This window comes from Vreelandella profundi (genome assembly GCF_019722725.1).
Lineage (GTDB): Bacteria > Pseudomonadota > Gammaproteobacteria > Pseudomonadales > Halomonadaceae > Vreelandella > Vreelandella profundi.
This window is the reverse complement of sequence record NZ_CP077941.1, coordinates 1,104,063-1,120,389: the sequence shown is the minus strand read 5'-3', so window position 1 is coordinate 1,120,389 and position 16,327 is coordinate 1,104,063. Positions and strand designations below refer to the sequence as shown.

The following is a 16,327-nucleotide window of genomic DNA, read 5'->3' as shown; positions in this document are numbered from 1 at the left end:
GACGCTCTGCATAATCCTATGCGTAAGTATTTATTTAACGACTCGTTTAGCCGCGACTAACATTGAATAGGCTTAGACTCTCTTCTCTACCTACCCCTGTCAATCCCAGCCAGTACGGTTTCCGTAGCACTAAAAACTCACTCACCATAACACTTTCTTCTATGCCCGATGGCAAGCGCCTCCAAGCAGCAGGCCGTGGCGTGGTGTTAACGTTTTTATGCTCTCACCTTCCGGCGGCTTTTGCGAGCAAAGCAGCAATACGTGCAGTGGCAAGCATTTTGAAAATATATTTTATACTTAAACATTTTATACTTGAATTTTATTGGGTCTTTTTCTATCTTCATAAAAGAGCGTGTTTCCCTGTGGAGAACAAAAATGAGAATTGCCTGCCTAGGTGGAGGGCCCGCCGGCCTTTATTTTGCCATCAGTATGAAACTGCAGGACCCTTCCCATGACATCGTAGTGATCGAACGCAACCGTGCAGACGACACGTTCGGCTGGGGCGTGGTTTTATCAGACGAAACCTTAGACAACCTAGCCGCTAATGATCCGGTGAGTGCAGCGCGTATTCGCGAGCATTTCGCTTATTGGGATGATGTGGCAGTCGTTCATAAAGGCGTTAAAACCGTTTCCACAGGCCACGGTTTTTGTGGCATTGGCCGGCGTCAGCTACTAATTCTCTTACAGGCACGCGCACGTGAACTGGGCGTAGAGATGCGCTTTGAAACCGATGCCACGGAAGCCAGCATTGACCGTTATCGGCACGAGTACGATTTGGTACTGGCTGCCGATGGCCTTAACTCGCGTACGCGCCAAACCTACGCGGAACATTTCAAACCTGATATTGACGTACGAGCGTGTAAGTTTGTCTGGCTAGGAACGCACCAAACCTTTAACGATGCGTTTACCTTTATTTTCGAAAAGACCGAACATGGCTGGGTCTGGGCGCACGCCTATCAGTTTGATAATGACACTGCGACCTTTATCGTCGAATGCAGCGAAGCCACCTGGCAGGCGTTTGGCTTCGGCGAGCTGAGCCAGCAAGCATCGATTGACGTCTGCGAACGCATCTTTGCCAAGCACTTAGATGGACACTCGCTGATGACCAATGCCCACCATGTGCGCGGCTCGGCGTGGATCAACTTCCCGCGCGTGCTGTGTGAACAGTGGCGCTATGAAAACGTCGTGCTCATGGGCGATGCCGCCGCGACGGCGCACTTCTCGATTGGTTCGGGCTCCAAGCTCGCGCTTGAAAGCGCCATTGCGCTGGCTAACTGCCTCCACAGCGAGAGCAGCATTACCACGGCGGTTGCGCGCTATGAGGAAGAGCGTCGTTTCGAGGTGCTGCGCTTACAGTCGGCCGCCCGTAACTCCACCGAATGGTTTGAAGAAGTAGAACGCTATTTAGATCTCGACCCGGTGCAGTTCAACTATTCGCTATTGACGCGCTCCCAGCGCATTAGCCATGAAAATCTTCGAGTACGCGACCCGCAGTGGCTAGAAAGCGCTGAGCGCTGGTTTCAAACCCAAGCGGGCAACCCTGGCAGCGCCCGCGCACCGATGTTCGCGCCTTACCAGCTGCGTGATATGACGCTGATCAATCGCGTCGTGGTCTCACCCATGGCGCAGTATAAGGCCATTGATGGCTGCCCTACCGATTGGCACTTTAGCCATTACGCCGAGCGTGCTAAAGGCGGCGCTGGTTTGATGTATACCGAAATGACCTGCGTTAGCCCCACCGGCCGGATTACCCCAGGCTGCCCAGGGCTGTACGCACCTGAACACGAGGCGGCGTGGCGCAGGCTATGTGATTTCGTGCACGCGGAAACCAAGGCCAAGCTGTGCGCGCAGCTGGGCCACTCCGGCGCTAAAGGCTCCACTCAGCTGGGCTGGCAAGAGATGGATGCGCCGCTTGCCGACGGCAACTGGCCACTGCTTTCAGCCTCCGCTGTGCCGTGGGCCGCGCGTAACCAAGTGCCCAAAGCAATGGACCGCAACGATATGGACCGCGTGCGCGATGAATTTGTCAGCGCTGTGCAAATGGCGGATCGCGCGGGCTTTGACATGATTGAGATTCACGCGGCGCATGGCTACTTGCTCTCTTCATTTATTACCCCGCTGACCAACCATCGCGACGACGAATACGGCGGCAATCTTGATAACCGACTCCGCTATCCGCTGGAAGTAATTAACGCTGTGCGCAGCGTTTGGCCTGCTCATAAGCCGCTCTCGGTACGTATTTCCGCCAACGACTGGTGTGGCGAAGAAGGCATTACACCCGATGATGCCGTTGAGATTGCCAAGCGACTGCGCGATGCCCAGGTAGATATCATTGATGTTTCAGCCGGGCAAACGTCGCCCCACGCCAAGCCGGTGTATGGGCGCATGTTCCAAACGCCCTTTTCTGACCGCATACGCAACGAGACCCCCATTGCCACCATGGCCGTGGGCAATATTTACCAGGCCGACCACGTGAACTCGATTCTGATGGCCGGTCGCGCCGATCTAGTCTGTATCGCCCGCCCTCACCTCGCTGACCCTTACTGGCTTCTTCACGTGGCGGCAGGGCTAGGCGACAGCGGCGTTGAGTGGCCAGCGCCCTACCGAGCAGGTGCCGATCAGCTGCAGCGTTTGGCAGAACGTGGCGAGGGCTGGGTATGAGCCTGACCGGCAAGCGAGCGGTGATTACCGGTGGCGGTAGCGGTATCGGCGCCGACATGGCGCTAGCTTTTGCCAATGCAGGGGCTAACGTGACGATTACCGGGCGTCGCGAAGCGGCTCTTAAAGCTGTCGCTGACCAGCATCGTTGTATTCAATTCGCGGTCGTTGATGTCACCGATGAAGCCGCCATGGTGGCTTTTTTTGCACAGCTGGGCAGAGTCGATATTGTGGTTGCAAACGCGGGTGCGGCGGAAAGCGCGCCCTTCGCCAAAACGTCGCTTGAACAATGGCAGCGCATGCTCAACGTTAATCTTAGCGGCGTGTTTCTGACGCTACGCGAAGGCCTTAAAAAGTTGAATGACGGCGGCCGCCTGATTGCCGTCGCATCCACCGCAGGCCTTAAAGGCTATGCCTATGTGGGCGCTTACTGCGCAGCAAAGCATGGCGTGATCGGCCTGGTACGTTCCCTCGCTATCGAAACGGCCACTCGCAACATTACCGTAAATGCACTGTGCCCCGGCTTTACCGACACGCCGTTATTGGCTGCCAGCGTTGACACCATTGTGGCCAAAACGGGCCAGTCAGCCGAGCAGGCAACCTCACACTTTGAATCGACTAACCCAACCGGGCGATTGGTCACGCCGGCGGAAGTCAGTGCAACGGCCCTTTGGCTATGTGGCGCCCACAGTAGCGCGATCACCGGACAGGCAATTTCTATTTCAGGCGGTGAAGTATGACGGACGAACGTTTAACCAAAGAGCGCCTGCGCCTGTGGCTGCGCATGCTACGCGTTACCCGCCAGGTAGAGTCCGCGCTGCGTGAACGCCTGCGGACGGAATATGACTCTACGCTGCCACGCTTTGATGTCATGGCCGCTTTATCTGCCAATGCAGAGGGCCTGAAAATGAACGAGCTATCTCGCCGCCTGCGGGTTTCCAACGGCAACGTCACCGGCATTATTGATCGCCTGGTGGAGGATGGCGCCGTGCAACGCATTGCAATTGAGGGCGACCGTCGTGCCACCCGTGTGTGTCTTACGAAGGCCGGCCAGGAAAGCTTTAACGGCATGGCCGCTGCCCATGAGCGCTGGGTGAACGCACTGTTTGAAGAAGTCACCGAAGCGGATGCTCATCATATAGGCGAGCTGCTTCACCGCTTACCTACCGATACGAGAACAATAAAATGAAAAGCATGACGGAATTAGTCCCAGAGCACTTTATCTGGGAAATGAAGGGTGATGTCGCGGTTATTCGGCTGAACCGTCCGGAACGTAAAAACCCGCTGACCTTCGAAAGCTACGCTGAGCTGCGCGATACCTTTCGCGACCTTGCCTACGCCACGGACGTTCACGCGGTGGTGTTTACCGCTAACGGCGATAACTTCTGCTCGGGCGGCGATGTGCATGAAATTATTGGCCCCCTAGTTGGCCGCGACATGAAAGGCCTGCTTGAATTCACCCGCATGACCGGCGATTTAGTCAAGGCGATGCTGAACTGCGGAAAACCGATTATCGCCGCCGTCGACGGCATTTGCGTCGGTGCCGGGGCGATTATCGCCATGGCCTCGGATATACGCTTTGCCACCCCCCGCGCCAGCACCGCATTCCTGTTTACTCGCGTGGGGCTAGCGGGTTGTGATATGGGCGCCTGCGCGATACTACCGCGCATTATCGGCCAAGGCCGGGCCGCGGATTTGCTCTATAGCGGGCGCAGCATGAGCGCCGAGGAAGGCCTGCAGTGGGGCTTTTATAATCGCGTAGTGGCCCCTGAGTCGCTTATTGACGACGCCCTTGCCTACGCCACCCGCCTGGCTCAAGGACCTACCTTCGGCCATAGCATTACCAAAACACAGCTCAACCAAGAGTGGTCGATGAGCCTAGAGCAGGCCATTGAATCAGAAGCGCAGGCGCAGGCTATCTGCATGCAAACCAATGACTTTGAACGCGCCTACCACGCCTTTGTAGCCAAACAAAAACCTGAGTTCAAGGGGGACTGATGAGCGACAAGAGCTTCCTAACATGGCCCTTCTTTGAGGCTAAGCACCGCGAGCTTGCTGAGCAGCTTGAAGCCTGGTGCCAAGCGCAGCTGCCTCGCGAGCATAGCGATGTGGATGCGACCTGCGTGCAGCTTGTACGCGACCTGGGCACCGCGGGCTTCTTACAAGGCACCTCGGGCGAGCATATCGACGTGCGCAGCCTGTGCCTGATTCGCGAAACGCTGGCCCGCCACGATGGGTTGGCCGACTTTGCCTTTGCCATGCAGGGGCTAGGCACCGGCGCCATCAATCAATACGGCAGCGATGAACAGAAACAGTGGCTGGATAAAACCCGCCGCGGCGAAGCGCTTTCGGCGTTTGCTCTCAGCGAGCCTCGCTCTGGCTCAGATGTCGCCCAGCTGGACACCACGGCTGAGCGCGACGGCGACAGCTACCGTATCAATGGCGAAAAGACCTGGATTTCCAACGGCGGCATTGCCGATATTTACACGGTATTCGCTCGCACAGGCGAAGGCCCCGGCGCCAAAGGGCTTTCCGCCTTTCTAGTGCCGGCAGATACCCCCGGGCTGGAAATTCGTGAACGCTTAGAGTCTGTGGCGCCTCATCCGTTAGCGCGGCTGGGCTTTAACGATATGCTGCTGCCGGCCAGCGCCTTGATCGGCCAAGCCGGGCAGGGTTTTCGCATTGCCATGTCGGTACTGGATGTTTTCCGTTCAACGGTAGGTGCCGCGGCCCTCGGTTTCGCCCGCCGAGCGCTCGATGAGTCGTTATCCCGCAGCCGCTCTCGTGAGCTGTTCGGCGCCACGCTTTCTGATCTGCAGATGGTGCAGGGCCACTTAGCCGATATGGCACTGAACGTCGATGCCGCCGCCCTATTGGTGTATCGCGCCGCCTGGACGAAAGACCAAGGCGCTGAACGCGTGACCCGTGAAGCGGCGATGGCCAAGCTTTTTGCCACCGATCAAGCGCAGCTCGTTATTGACCAGGCGGTTCAGCTGCATGGCGGTGACGGCGTACGTAAAGGCCATATCATCGAAAGCCTTTACCGGGAAATCCGCGCGCTGCGTATTTATGAAGGTGCGTCCGACGTACAAAAAATAGTGATCGCCCGCAGCATGCTCGCCCAGGAATAAGCAAAGGAATAAACAGCCAGAAGCCACACTGCTTAAGTAAGTTTTATCCAAAACAATAAAACATTACGCCAGACACCGTATCCCTGCCCGCGCCGCGCTTAAGACGTATTTAAGACAGAGCCAAGACGTGGTCAGGAATAAACAACGACACCGAATACGGAGGTTGGTCATGTACATCCAGTCAGCCCATGCTGATACTTTTGCGCGGGATAACCTGCCACCCATTGATTGCCAGCCCGCGTTTTTGCTCGCAGGCTGCGATTATCCTCAACGGCTCAACGCAGGCGTTGAGCTCTGCGACCGGCTGCTTTCTCAAGGCTTTGGCGAACGCATTGCCTTAGCGGGCAATGGCCGTCGACGCACCTATCGCGAGCTCACCGAGTGGACCAATCGTCTGGCGCACGTATTGGTAGAAGATCTAGGCGTTACACCTGGCCAGCGAGTGCTGATTCGCTCAGCGAATAACCCGGCCATGGTCGCCTGCTGGCTAGCCGCCACAAAGGCGGGTGCCGTGGTGGTGAATACCATGCCGATGCTGCGCACGAAAGAGCTTAGTCAGGTGATTGATAAGGCAGAAATTAGCCTGGCCTTATGCGATACGCGCCTACTCGACGAACTGCTGGAATGCCAGCAGCAGTGTCCGGTGCTCAAACGTATCGTTGGCTTTGATGGCACGGCCAATCATGATGCGGAGCTAGATCGTTTGGCGCTGGGCAAACCCGCCACCTTTGACGCGGTGGATACCGCTGCCGACGACGTGGCGCTGCTCGGCTTTACTTCCGGCACCACCGGCCCACCAAAAGCTACCATGCATTTTCATCGCGACCTGCTGGCGATTGCCGATGGCTACGCCAAAGAAGTCCTGCAGGTCACGCCGGAAGATGTTTTCGTTGGCTCCCCGCCGCTGGCCTTCACCTTTGGCCTGGGTGGGCTGGCAATATTTCCACTCCGCTTTGGCGCTACGGCCGTGTTACTTGAACACGCCTCGCCGCCCAATATGATGGATATTATCCGCGAGTATCGGGCCACGGTGGTCTTTACCGCGCCAACGGCTTACCGGGCAATGCTCTCGGCGCCCACCACTCAAGCGGATCTAAGCACTCTACGGGTGGCTATTTCAGCGGGCGAAACGCTGCCAGCACCGATTTATCATGACTGGATAAAGCAAACGGGCACACCGATTCTTGACGGTATCGGCGCGACGGAAATGCTGCATATTTTCATCTCGAATCGGCTGGACGACCATCGCCCTAACTGCACTGGCAAACCGGTGGCAGGTTACGAGGCGCGCATCGTGGATGATGCAATGCACGATGTGCCCCGCGGCACGGTCGGCAAGCTGGCGGTTCGCGGCCCTACCGGCTGTCGCTATTTAGCCGACCAGCGCCAGCGCAGGTATGTCACTGATGGTTGGAATATCACCGGCGATGCGTTTTATCAGGATGACGATGGCTACTTCCATTTCGCCGCTCGCAACGACGACATGATTATCTCGGCAGGCTATAACATTGCCGGCCCTGAGGTCGAAGCGGCATTGCTAGCCCACCCCGCGGTGAAAGAATGCGCGGTAATCGGAGCGCCTAACCAGGCCCGCGGCCAAATTGTCGAAGCTTTTGTGGTTTTAAACGATGGGTTTCAGCAAGATGAAGCTTGTCAGCAAATGCTCCAAGACTTCGTGAAGCAGACCATTGCGCCGTATAAGTATCCTCGTTCCATACGTTTCATTGAAGCTCTGCCAAAAACAACAACGGGAAAGGTTCAGCGCTTTCGCTTGAGCCAAGAGCATTATCCCAGCGCTGACTCTCCTTGCACTAACACAAGCAAAAAAACGATTTAACAATGAGGGAACTGCTATGAAACAGATAACTCGCTTGGGCCTTGGTTTACTGCTCTCTTCAAGCTTGGCGACAGCGCACGCTGATGACGTCAAAATTGGCATGATCACGACCCTGTCAGGGGGCGGCTCGCACTTAGGTGTGGACGTTCGCGATGGCTTTATGCTGGCGCTTGAACAGTCGGGCCGTGACGATGTTGAGGTCTTAATTCAGGACGATGCTAATCGCCCTGACCTGGCGCGCAGCTTAGCCAATGAGTTTATGCAGCGCGATGAGGTCGACATTCTGACCGGCATCATCTGGTCTAATTTGGCAATGGCTGTGGTTCCCGCCGTCGTGCGCCAGGGCACTTTCTATCTTTCACCCAACGCAGGCCCTTCTGATTTAGCGGGTCGCATGTGTCACGAGAACTACTTCAACGTGGCCTATCAGAACGACAATCTGCATGGCGCGATGGGCGCTTATATGCGCGAACAAGGCTATGAGCGGCCAATCATCATGGCACCTAACTACCCGGCAGGCACCGATGCGTTAGCGGGCTTTAAACATCTTTATGAAGGCGAGGTTGTCGACGAGCTTTACACCCAAATGGGCCAAACCGACTACGCCGCTGAAATTGCTCAAATCCGTGCCAGCGATGCCGATAGCCTGTTCTTCTTCTTACCCGGCGGAATGGGCATTTCGTTCATGAAGCAGTGGGAAGGCTCTGGGGTCGACATGCCAATCTTTGGCGCGGCATTCTCGTTTGATGAAATTCTGATTAAAGCGGTAGGCAGCGCGGCGATTGGTGCACGCAACACGTCACTGTGGGCTTACGACTTAGAGAATGACGCCAATGCGCGCTTTGTTGAAGGCTTCCGAGAAGCCTATGGCCGCACGCCGACGCTCTATGCAGCCCAAGGGTATGACACGGCTAATTTAATCCTGAGCGCGCTTGATGTTGCCCACCCTGATGATAAAGACGCCTTCCGCGAAGCGCTGCGCGCAGCAGACTTTGACAGCGTGCGCGGTGATTTCCGCTTTGGCCCTAACCAACATCCGATCCAAGATATTTACGTTCGCGAAGTCGTAGAAGGTGACGATGGCCAGCCCACCAATCGCTTGCTGGGTATCGCCATTGAAGATATTCAAGACGTCTACTTTGAAGAGTGCCAGATGTAAACTCGCCGCGGCTGGGTGCTATCACCCAGCCTTTACTCTCTTCCTTCGCAAAGGCTAACTAACGTGTCCGTGACACTGCTAATCGAGCAAATACTCAACGGCGTACAGCTTGGCACGATGCTGTTTCTGATGGCCAGCGGCCTCACTCTGGTATTCGGAGTGATGGGGCTGATCAATCTCGCCCACGGTTCCTTTTACATGGTGGGCGCCTACGCTACTGCGGCGGTGACGGCGTCAACGGGCTCTTTTCTGGTGGGGCTGGCAGCGGGCATGACGGCCGCGGCCTTGGTCGGTGCGCTGGTTGAACTGCTGGTCATACGCAGGCTTTATCATCGCCCTCACCTCGACCAGGTATTGGCAACGTTTGCGCTTATTTTGATTTTTTCGGAAGGCACACGCTGGATTTTTGGCTCGTCCCCCATGCGGCTAAGCCCGCCTTCCTGGCTAACCGGCTTTGTCACCCTACCGGGCGACACCCGCTACCCGCTTTATCGGCTAATGCTGATTGGCGTCGGTATTGTTATTTCAATCGCGCTTTACGTTCTTATCTCTAAAACACGCTTAGGCATGCGCATTCGGGCCGGCGAAAGCGACCGCGAAATGATTGGTGCACTCGGCGTTAATATTTCCAAGCTGTATACCGTCGTGTTTGCCTTAGGCGCCGCGCTAGCGGGTTTAGCCGGTGCGCTGGTGGGCGCGCTGCAGTCGGTGCAGGTGGGCATGGGCGAGCCGGTGCTAATTCTGGCTTTTGTAGTCATCGTGATTGGCGGTATTGGCTCGATCAAAGGTGCGCTACTAGGTGCGCTGTTAGTCGGGCTTGTGGATACACTTGGGCGCGTCTATTTGCCGATTTTCTTTCGCGCGTTCATGCCACCTTCTGAGGCCAGCGGGGTTGGCGCGGCGCTGGCGGCAATGCTGATTTATATCCTCATGGCCGTGATACTCGCCTTCAAGCCAAAAGGACTGTTTGCCGCCCATGACTAATAACACTCCTACGTCTGACGGATCGTCTACGTCTAACAGCGCTCGTGCTTCTATTCCTGAGCACTCCTCAGCCGGCTCAGGCGCGGCGCTTGCTATCCAGGCAGACAGCCATTTTAACCGCAAAGGACTGGTGCAAATTGCGCTGCTTGGGCTGTTGTTGTTATTGCCCGTGGCGGCGTATTTTTTTGGCCACCTCTACTACGTTAATTTAGCCTCGCGCATCACCATTATTGCCATGGCGGCGGTAGGACTGAACCTGGCAATTGGCTATGGCGGCATGGTCAGTTTTGGCCATGCGGCGTATTTCGGCCTGGGAGGCTACGTGGCCGGCATCAGCGCCTATCATGCGTTTGATTTCACGCCGTTTATGACCTGGCCGATGAGCATTCCCGGCAGCGACAGCTTATTAGTGGTATGGCTAGCCGCCGCCCTGCTATGCGCGCTGCTGGCACTGGCGATCGGCGCTATATCGCTGCGAACGACAGGGGTGTACTTCATTATGATCACCCTCGCCTTTGCACAGATGATTTATTACTTTGCTAACTCCTGGCCAACCTATGGCGGTGAAGACGGCCTGCCCATCTACATACGCAATAGCCTACCTCTGGTCGACACCACCAATGCATTGACCTATTTCCTGATCTGCTTTGGGGGTCTGGTCATGGCAATGGCGATTACCTCGCGGCTAATGAAATCGCGCTTTGGCGCGGCGCTCACGATGGCGCGCTTAAACGACGTGCGCCTAGCCACCGCAGGTGTCAGCCCCTACCCGATTCGCCTGGTGGCGTTTGTGATTTCTGCCGCGATTACCGGGCTGGCGGGCGCACTCTATGCCGATCTCAATGGCTTTGTGAGCCCGTCAGTGCTCAGCTGGCATTTCTCGGGAGAGCTGATGGTGATTGTGATTTTAGGCGGCGTAGGGCGTCTTTATGGCCCCCTCGCCGGGGCGATTCTATTTGTAATGATGGAAACCTTTCTGGGCGGCATCACGCAGTACTGGCAGCTGTTTTTAGGGCTAGTGCTACTTGGCGTCGTGCTATTTGCCAAGCACGGGATCATGGGCTGGCTGGCAGGGAGAGAGCGTAATGAATGATCGCGTGCTTTCACTGCAAAATCTGCATAAACGCTTTGGCGCCCTGCAGGCGACGAACGATGTCTCGCTGGATCTTAAGCGTGGGGAAATTCATGCGCTGATTGGCCCTAACGGTGCGGGGAAATCAACGCTGATTGGGCAAATCGCCGGCAATATACGCCCGGACGAAGGTCACGTTTATTTGGCTGACACCGAGATTACCGGCATGAATATTGCCCAGCGCGCTCGCCTGGGGCTAGGGCGCAGCTTTCAGGTGTCTTCACTGGCTGAGCCGCTATCGGTCATGCGTAACGTGATGATGGGTGTTCAAGCGCTACAAAGTCACAGCTTTCGTTTCTGGCGCCCGGTCGCCCGCGACCAGCGCCTGCTTGAACCCGCTTATGAGGCGCTGGAGCGCATGCAGCTAAGCCACCGCGCTTGGACGCCGGTATTCGAGCTTTCTCACGGCGAGCGTCGCCAGGTAGAAGTGGCCTGCGCCCTGGCACTTAAGCCGCGCGCCCTGCTGTTAGACGAACCCATGGCGGGTTTAGGCCCAGAGGGCTCTGCCAAACTCACTGAGCTGCTTGAAGCGCTAAAACTCGAAGTCCCGATTCTACTGATTGAACACGATATGGAAGCGGTATTTCGCCTTGCTGATCGCATTTCAGTGCTGGTCTCCGGCAGCGTCATTGCCCATGGCGACAGCGAGACGATTAAACAGGACCCGCGCGTCCGTGAAGCATACCTGGGAGATTCAGATGCTTAAGATTGCGGATATTGAAACCTTTTATGGCCCTTCCCAGGCGCTGTTTGGCGTTAATCTTGAGGTGAATGCGGGTGAGATGGTCGCATTGATGGGGCGCAACGGAATGGGAAAAACCACCACCATTCGCTCTATATTCGGCCTCACGCCGGCCAGCCGCGGCACGATTGAGTTTGAATCTCAGAATCTACGCCGCCTGCCCGCCTATCGAATTGCCAAAGCGGGTTTGGGCTTAGTGCCGGAGGGGCGGCGCTGCTTTCCCAATCTTTCCGTACGCGAAAACCTGCTGGTCACCGCCCGCCCGGGCGAGTGGACATTAGAGCGGGTGGAAAGATTATTTCCGCGCTTGGAAGAGCGCCGCGCGCAAATGGCCAAAACGCTGTCTGGCGGTGAACAGCAAATGCTGGCAATCGGCCGCGCGCTGATGACGAACCCGCGCCTGCTGGTGTTAGATGAAGCCACAGAAGGCCTGGCTCCGGTGATTCGTCAGGAAATATGGCGGGCGATTCGCCTGCTCAAGGAACAAGGCCAGTCAACGCTGCTGGTGGATAAATCATTAAGCGAGATTCTACCTATCGCTGACCGCTGCACCATTCTTGAAAAAGGCAGCACCGTCTGGGATGGCAAGCCGGCGGCGCTGGACAGCGCTGTTCGCGACCGTTATCTGGGCGTTTAGTTGAGAGCTTGGGCGTGTCATTGAGAATAAGCACAGGGGGAAGCCATGGCGTTTAGGACCCAGCGAAAAGTGCGCTTTCAGCACTGCGATCCGGCGGGGATCGTTTTTTATCCTCGCTATTTTGAGTTGATCAACTCGGTCGTCGAGGACTGGTTTGCGGAAGTCGTGCATCACGATTTTAATCAGCTGCATGTTGAAAGCGGCACCGGAGTGCCCACCGCCGCTATCGACACGCAGTTTCACGCGCCTAGCCGGCTCGGCGAGCTGCTTAACTTTGAATTAACCGTTCAGGCCATTGGACGCAGCAGTTTGGATCTTAAGATCGTTGCTTACTGTGGTGAGCAAAAACGCCTAACAAGTTGTTCTACTTTGGTATTTATGGATTTAACGAGCGGTAAGTCTATGCCATGGACCGACGCGATACGCCAGCACATTACCGTTGATAACCTATAAGGATAGCCCTAATGAGTGACGCCACCTTTCATCAGCTTCTTCATCCTTCTCACTGGAAGGCAGCCGTAGGCTATGCCAATGGCGTACTTGCCTCCGGCCAGACTGTTTTTGTCGGCGGGCAGATTGGCTGGAATGCCGAGCATATCTTTGAAAGCGATGACTTTGCTGTGCAAGTTAACCAAGCGCTGCAAAACATTGTGGCGGTACTAAAAGAGGCGGGAGCAGGCCCAGAGCACCTGGTACGTTTAACCTGGTACGTGACGGACAAGAAGGAGTATTTAGCCCGCCTTAAAGACGTAGGCGCCGCCTACCGAGAAGTGCTCGGCAAGCATTTCCCGGCGATGACCATGGTTCAGGTAGCGGGGCTTGTCGAAGACCAGGCTAAAGTAGAGATCGAAGCAACCGCGGTGATACCTTCCGCCTCCACCTAGCGGCCATAAACAGCGCCCCCAGCGGGGCGCTAGCTTAAACCGTGAAAGGCTTTAATCCATTCCACAAAGCACCCATCGTTAAGATAGTGCTCGAGAATTGAGAAGTGGTCCACGTTGGGGATTAGCTGCTGGGTAACATGCTGACCGTGCTGGCTCAAATGCTCGCTATAGTCGCTCATTTGGCTTTGAAACCCCTCCAGCTCCAGCTCACCTGCCACGAGATGCATAGGCGCAGGCACTCGACACGCTAGCCCTAAAGGACTGAATTCGTGCACATCATGCCCCGTCAGCTGAAGCTTAGCCTGCAGCCACGACCACGGAAACGGCCGCAGATCGTATAAGCCGCTCACGCACAACGCGCCACGAATCAGCTGGTTCGGCAAGCCAAAGGTGCCCTGCCAATCGGTCGACATCAGCATGGCACACAGATGCCCGCCCGCTGAGTGCCCTGAAATACTTAGCTGATCCGAGTCAACGCCCAGCTCGGCGGCATGACGAGAAACGTAGGCCACCGCGGCCTGACTCTGCCGCACCAGCTCGCTAAAGCGCACCTGAGGGCACAGCGCATAGTTGACCACCGCTACCGTGATACCGGATTTAACGAGATCATCGACGATAAAGCTAAATTCACGATGACTGAGTGAGCGCCAGTAACCGCCGTGAAAGAACACATGCACGGGCGCTTTAGGGCCATCGGCATGGAAGATATCCATACGTTCAGCAAGCGAGGCGCCATAAGCAAGATTTAAGGTGACGCGATGCTTTTCCCGCGATGCTTCGCTGCGCTGCCGCCAATCATTTACCAACACTATCGGGTCACGACCCAGCATCGGGTCGTAGGCACGATCGATCTCTTCTTGGCTGGTAAAGTGTTTATAAAGCACGCCGCACTCCTTGTCAGATAGCACTATCGCACAGCCTTAACGTTACCGTTGACGCGCGGCTAGCACTAGCATACGCAGCACGGCGATCGCCAAAATGGCAAAACCGATCAACGTCCAGGCAGGCAGTGAGAGCCCTAACAACGAGAAATCGATGTTGGCACACTCACCGGAGCTGTTTAACACCATGGCCACGACGTCCCGCATGGGCAGGATATCCATCATGTAATCCAGCCCAGGTCCGCATGAAGGAACCTCGTCGGCAGGCAGCGACTGCAACCACACGTGGCGCCCGGCGACAAACACACCGGCTCCCACGGCCACCAGCGACAGAAGCCCGTAAATGACTTTGCCGACGCGGCCCGCTGGGTTATGTATAGCGGCAATGGCGAACACAATCCCAGCCGCAATCACCGCTACGCGCTGAAAAATACACAGCGGGCAGGGTTCATAACCGCCTATATGCTCAAGGCCAAGGGCAACCGCCATCATCAATACGCAGAAAGCTAAACCGGCCAGAGCTATTGAGCGAAAAGAGTGCAGGATCATTGGCGAGCCTCAGAAGGTAGCGCCGACAACGCGCGGGATTCGCGTGCTTTAGTAAAGTAAACCTGCAAAAACTCAGAGAACGTCTCTTTATCAGCGGCTTCAATATCATGCTGCTGCTGGTGCGATGTCTCAATTAGCTGGGCTAATAACGCCTCGCGACAGCGCTGCATCGGCGCAGCCTTCAGCTGCTCCGCCTGCTCTTGGGCCAGACTCAGCATCAAATCACTTAACGAGCCGCCGTTTTCCTTCAGGCGTTCAAGCACCTGAGCGGAAGGCGTTAGTGAGGGGTCACTCAGCCTTGGCGCAAGGCTCGCTAATGCCTCTGCGTGAGGTGCGCCGTCTTCTACTCCGTCAAGCAGGCGGGCCACTTCGCCCATTTCCGCAAAGATCTGTTCGCCCCACTCGCTCACCGAGGTGGGCTTGCCATTATGAAACAGCTTAAGGTCAGGGTCGCGACCGCGCTCGACGACCCAACGGCGGTTGTCGTCTAAGCGGTCACATTCCTCGTCGGAAATCCACGGGCTGTCGCTAAGCAGACACCACATCAAGAACGTATCCACAAAGCGCATTTGGATTTCATTAACGCCCAGCGGATCGAAGGGGTTGAGATCTAAACAGCGCACTTCAATATATTCCACGCCGCGGGCTTCCAGCGCCTGACTCGGCGTTTCGTTGTGCTTGGCGACACGCTTGGGACGAATATCGCTGTAATATTCGTTCTCGATTTGCAGAATATTAGCGTTTAGCTGACGCCACTCGCCATCTACGTTAACGCCCATTGCTTCATAGTCGGGCCATGGCGATGAGATCGCGTGACGCAGCGTATTGACGTAATTCGACAGCGAGTTAAAGCAGATTTTAAGCTGCGACTGCACTTTATTTTGGTACCCAAGATCCGACATACGCAGGGTCGTCGCGTAAGGCGCAAAATAAGTGTCGTCACTGAGCGACTGCAGCTTCTCAGGCACGTTGCCTGCAGGCAGAAAGCTTTTATCAATGGCCGGTGACGCACCAAATAGATACAGCAGCAGCCAGCTATGGCGACGGAAATGACGAATCATGCCGAAATAGCGGGTGGAGCGATAATCGTTGAAGGGAATGTTAGTGGCTTTTTCCATTTCACGCAGGGCGTGCCACATATCATCCGGCAACGATACGTTGTAATGAACGCCGGCAATCGCCTGCATGATGCGCCCATAGCGCATGTCGAGCCCTTTGCGGTAGACATGCTTCATGGTGCCAACATTGGAGCTGCCGTAGTCGGCAATCGGCACACTGTCGTTACCCGACAGCCTGGACGGCATGCTGCCAGGCCAAATCCACTCGTTTTGCAGATGATGATAGGTAAACGTATGCAGGTCAGATAAAAAGCACAGCGCCTCACCCGGCTGTGAGTAAACCGGCGTGATGTACTCAATCAGCGACTCGGAGTAGTCGGTGGTGATATGCGGGTGAGTTAGCTTGGAGCCCAGCGCGTGAGGATGCGGGGTTTGCGCAATGTGGCCATTGGCGTCAACTCGCAGCCCTTCTTTTTCAAGCCCACGACGCAGGCGGCCCAACCGGCCAAGGCGCGCACTGGGAAGCAGGCGTTCAACTTGCGCGGTCAGCGCGGATGGCACAGTGAGTGGTTCAGGCAAGGTGAACACTCCTTGTCAGTAAAGCCCGCCGATGGCGGGCCTTGGTGAAATCAGGTGGCATCGTCAGCATCTCTGCTTCGCGAGTAGAAGGCAGGA

At 56.1% G+C, this 16,327-nt stretch carries 16 protein-coding genes; 13 read left to right on the top strand and 3 right to left on the bottom strand.

What is annotated here, in order from left to right; genetic code table 11:
- Positions 1 to 375 precede the first annotated feature (375 nt).
- The 13 genes from KUO20_RS05190 (at position 376) to KUO20_RS05130 (ending at position 13,164) form a co-directional block, all read left to right on the top strand.
- Positions 376 to 2,661 (top strand): bifunctional salicylyl-CoA 5-hydroxylase/oxidoreductase, encoded by a 2,286-nt coding sequence (locus KUO20_RS05190; RefSeq protein WP_235041829.1) that lies wholly within the window; start codon positions 376 to 378, stop codon positions 2,659 to 2,661.
- Entirely contained in the window at positions 2,658 to 3,398 is a 741-nt protein-coding gene (locus KUO20_RS05185; RefSeq protein ID WP_235041828.1) for an SDR family NAD(P)-dependent oxidoreductase, read from the top strand. The genes KUO20_RS05190 and KUO20_RS05185 overlap by 4 nt, the downstream gene beginning before the upstream one ends.
- Positions 3,395 to 3,847: a MarR family winged helix-turn-helix transcriptional regulator gene (locus KUO20_RS05180; RefSeq protein WP_235041827.1), complete on the top strand. Its 453-nt coding sequence runs from the start codon at positions 3,395 to 3,397 to the stop codon at positions 3,845 to 3,847. The genes KUO20_RS05185 and KUO20_RS05180 overlap by 4 nt, the downstream gene beginning before the upstream one ends.
- A complete protein-coding gene (locus KUO20_RS05175) occupies positions 3,844 to 4,656 on the top strand; it encodes an enoyl-CoA hydratase family protein (protein WP_235041826.1) in 813 nt (270 codons plus the stop codon). Before KUO20_RS05180 ends, KUO20_RS05175 begins: the two co-directional genes overlap by 4 nt.
- Positions 4,656 to 5,789, top strand: a complete 1,134-nt coding sequence (locus KUO20_RS05170; RefSeq protein WP_235041825.1) for an acyl-CoA dehydrogenase family protein — start codon at positions 4,656 to 4,658, stop codon at positions 5,787 to 5,789. The genes KUO20_RS05175 and KUO20_RS05170 overlap by 1 nt, the downstream gene beginning before the upstream one ends.
- Positions 5,790 to 5,958: 169 nt before the next feature.
- Complete coding sequence (locus KUO20_RS05165) at positions 5,959 to 7,626, top strand: benzoate-CoA ligase family protein (protein WP_235041824.1); 1,668 nt, start codon at positions 5,959 to 5,961, stop codon at positions 7,624 to 7,626.
- A gap of 16 nt (positions 7,627 to 7,642) precedes the next feature.
- Complete coding sequence (locus KUO20_RS05160) at positions 7,643 to 8,785, top strand: ABC transporter substrate-binding protein (protein WP_235041823.1); 1,143 nt, start codon at positions 7,643 to 7,645, stop codon at positions 8,783 to 8,785.
- Positions 8,786 to 8,848: 63 nt separating this feature from the next.
- Complete coding sequence (locus KUO20_RS05155) at positions 8,849 to 9,769, top strand: branched-chain amino acid ABC transporter permease (RefSeq protein WP_235041822.1); 921 nt, start codon at positions 8,849 to 8,851, stop codon at positions 9,767 to 9,769.
- Positions 9,762 to 10,862: a branched-chain amino acid ABC transporter permease gene (locus tag KUO20_RS05150; protein WP_235041821.1), complete on the top strand. Its 1,101-nt coding sequence runs from the start codon at positions 9,762 to 9,764 to the stop codon at positions 10,860 to 10,862. Before KUO20_RS05155 ends, KUO20_RS05150 begins: the two co-directional genes overlap by 8 nt.
- The gene (locus KUO20_RS05145) at positions 10,855 to 11,607 is read left to right on the top strand and encodes an ABC transporter ATP-binding protein (RefSeq protein WP_235041820.1); all 753 of its coding nucleotides are present in this window, start codon (positions 10,855 to 10,857) and stop codon (positions 11,605 to 11,607) included. The genes KUO20_RS05150 and KUO20_RS05145 overlap by 8 nt, the downstream gene beginning before the upstream one ends.
- Positions 11,600 to 12,280: an ABC transporter ATP-binding protein gene (locus tag KUO20_RS05140; RefSeq protein WP_235041819.1), complete on the top strand. Its 681-nt coding sequence runs from the start codon at positions 11,600 to 11,602 to the stop codon at positions 12,278 to 12,280. The genes KUO20_RS05145 and KUO20_RS05140 overlap by 8 nt, the downstream gene beginning before the upstream one ends.
- A gap of 45 nt (positions 12,281 to 12,325) precedes the next feature.
- Positions 12,326 to 12,733, top strand: a complete 408-nt coding sequence (locus tag KUO20_RS05135) for an acyl-CoA thioesterase (RefSeq protein WP_235041818.1) — start codon at positions 12,326 to 12,328, stop codon at positions 12,731 to 12,733.
- 11 nt (positions 12,734 to 12,744) lie between these two features.
- Positions 12,745 to 13,164: a RidA family protein gene (locus KUO20_RS05130; protein WP_235041817.1), complete on the top strand. Its 420-nt coding sequence runs from the start codon at positions 12,745 to 12,747 to the stop codon at positions 13,162 to 13,164.
- A gap of 29 nt (positions 13,165 to 13,193) precedes the next feature.
- Here KUO20_RS05130 and KUO20_RS05125 read toward each other — a convergent pair whose 3' ends face one another.
- Genes KUO20_RS05125 through gshA form a run of 3 tightly spaced genes read right to left on the bottom strand, consistent with a single transcriptional unit; the run spans position 13,194 to position 16,231 of the window.
- Positions 13,194 to 14,048, bottom strand: a complete 855-nt coding sequence (locus KUO20_RS05125; RefSeq protein ID WP_235041816.1) for an alpha/beta hydrolase — start codon at positions 14,046 to 14,048, stop codon at positions 13,194 to 13,196.
- Between the two features lie 42 nt (positions 14,049 to 14,090).
- A complete protein-coding gene (locus tag KUO20_RS05120) occupies positions 14,091 to 14,594 on the bottom strand; it encodes a disulfide bond formation protein B (protein ID WP_235041815.1) in 504 nt (167 codons plus the stop codon).
- Complete coding sequence (gene gshA, locus KUO20_RS05115; RefSeq protein WP_235041814.1) at positions 14,591 to 16,231, bottom strand: glutamate--cysteine ligase; 1,641 nt, start codon at positions 16,229 to 16,231, stop codon at positions 14,591 to 14,593. The genes KUO20_RS05120 and gshA overlap by 4 nt, the downstream gene beginning before the upstream one ends.
- Positions 16,232 to 16,327 lie beyond the last annotated feature (96 nt).

What these genes read in the sequence shown, in the direction of transcription:
- KUO20_RS05170 (WP_235041825.1), top strand. Translation starts at nt 4,656, where the DNA reads ATGAGCGACAAGAGCTTCCTAACATGGCCCTTCTTTGAGGCTAAGCAC.
- KUO20_RS05145 (WP_235041820.1), top strand. Translation starts at nt 10,855, where the DNA reads ATGAATGATCGCGTGCTTTCACTGCAAAATCTGCATAAACGCTTTGGC.
- KUO20_RS05140 (WP_235041819.1), top strand. Translation starts at nt 11,600, where the DNA reads ATGCTTAAGATTGCGGATATTGAAACCTTTTATGGCCCTTCCCAGGCG.
- KUO20_RS05180 (WP_235041827.1), top strand. Translation starts at nt 3,395, where the DNA reads ATGACGGACGAACGTTTAACCAAAGAGCGCCTGCGCCTGTGGCTGCGC.
- KUO20_RS05175 (WP_235041826.1), top strand. Translation starts at nt 3,844, where the DNA reads ATGAAAAGCATGACGGAATTAGTCCCAGAGCACTTTATCTGGGAAATG.
- KUO20_RS05120 (WP_235041815.1), bottom strand. Translation starts at nt 14,594, where the DNA reads ATGATCCTGCACTCTTTTCGCTCAATAGCTCTGGCCGGTTTAGCTTTC.
- KUO20_RS05135 (WP_235041818.1), top strand. Translation starts at nt 12,326, where the DNA reads ATGGCGTTTAGGACCCAGCGAAAAGTGCGCTTTCAGCACTGCGATCCG.
- KUO20_RS05160 (WP_235041823.1), top strand. Translation starts at nt 7,643, where the DNA reads ATGAAACAGATAACTCGCTTGGGCCTTGGTTTACTGCTCTCTTCAAGC.
- KUO20_RS05185 (WP_235041828.1), top strand. Translation starts at nt 2,658, where the DNA reads ATGAGCCTGACCGGCAAGCGAGCGGTGATTACCGGTGGCGGTAGCGGT.
- KUO20_RS05190 (WP_235041829.1), top strand. Translation starts at nt 376, where the DNA reads ATGAGAATTGCCTGCCTAGGTGGAGGGCCCGCCGGCCTTTATTTTGCC.
- KUO20_RS05130 (WP_235041817.1), top strand. Translation starts at nt 12,745, where the DNA reads ATGAGTGACGCCACCTTTCATCAGCTTCTTCATCCTTCTCACTGGAAG.
- KUO20_RS05165 (WP_235041824.1), top strand. Translation starts at nt 5,959, where the DNA reads ATGTACATCCAGTCAGCCCATGCTGATACTTTTGCGCGGGATAACCTG.
- KUO20_RS05150 (WP_235041821.1), top strand. Translation starts at nt 9,762, where the DNA reads ATGACTAATAACACTCCTACGTCTGACGGATCGTCTACGTCTAACAGC.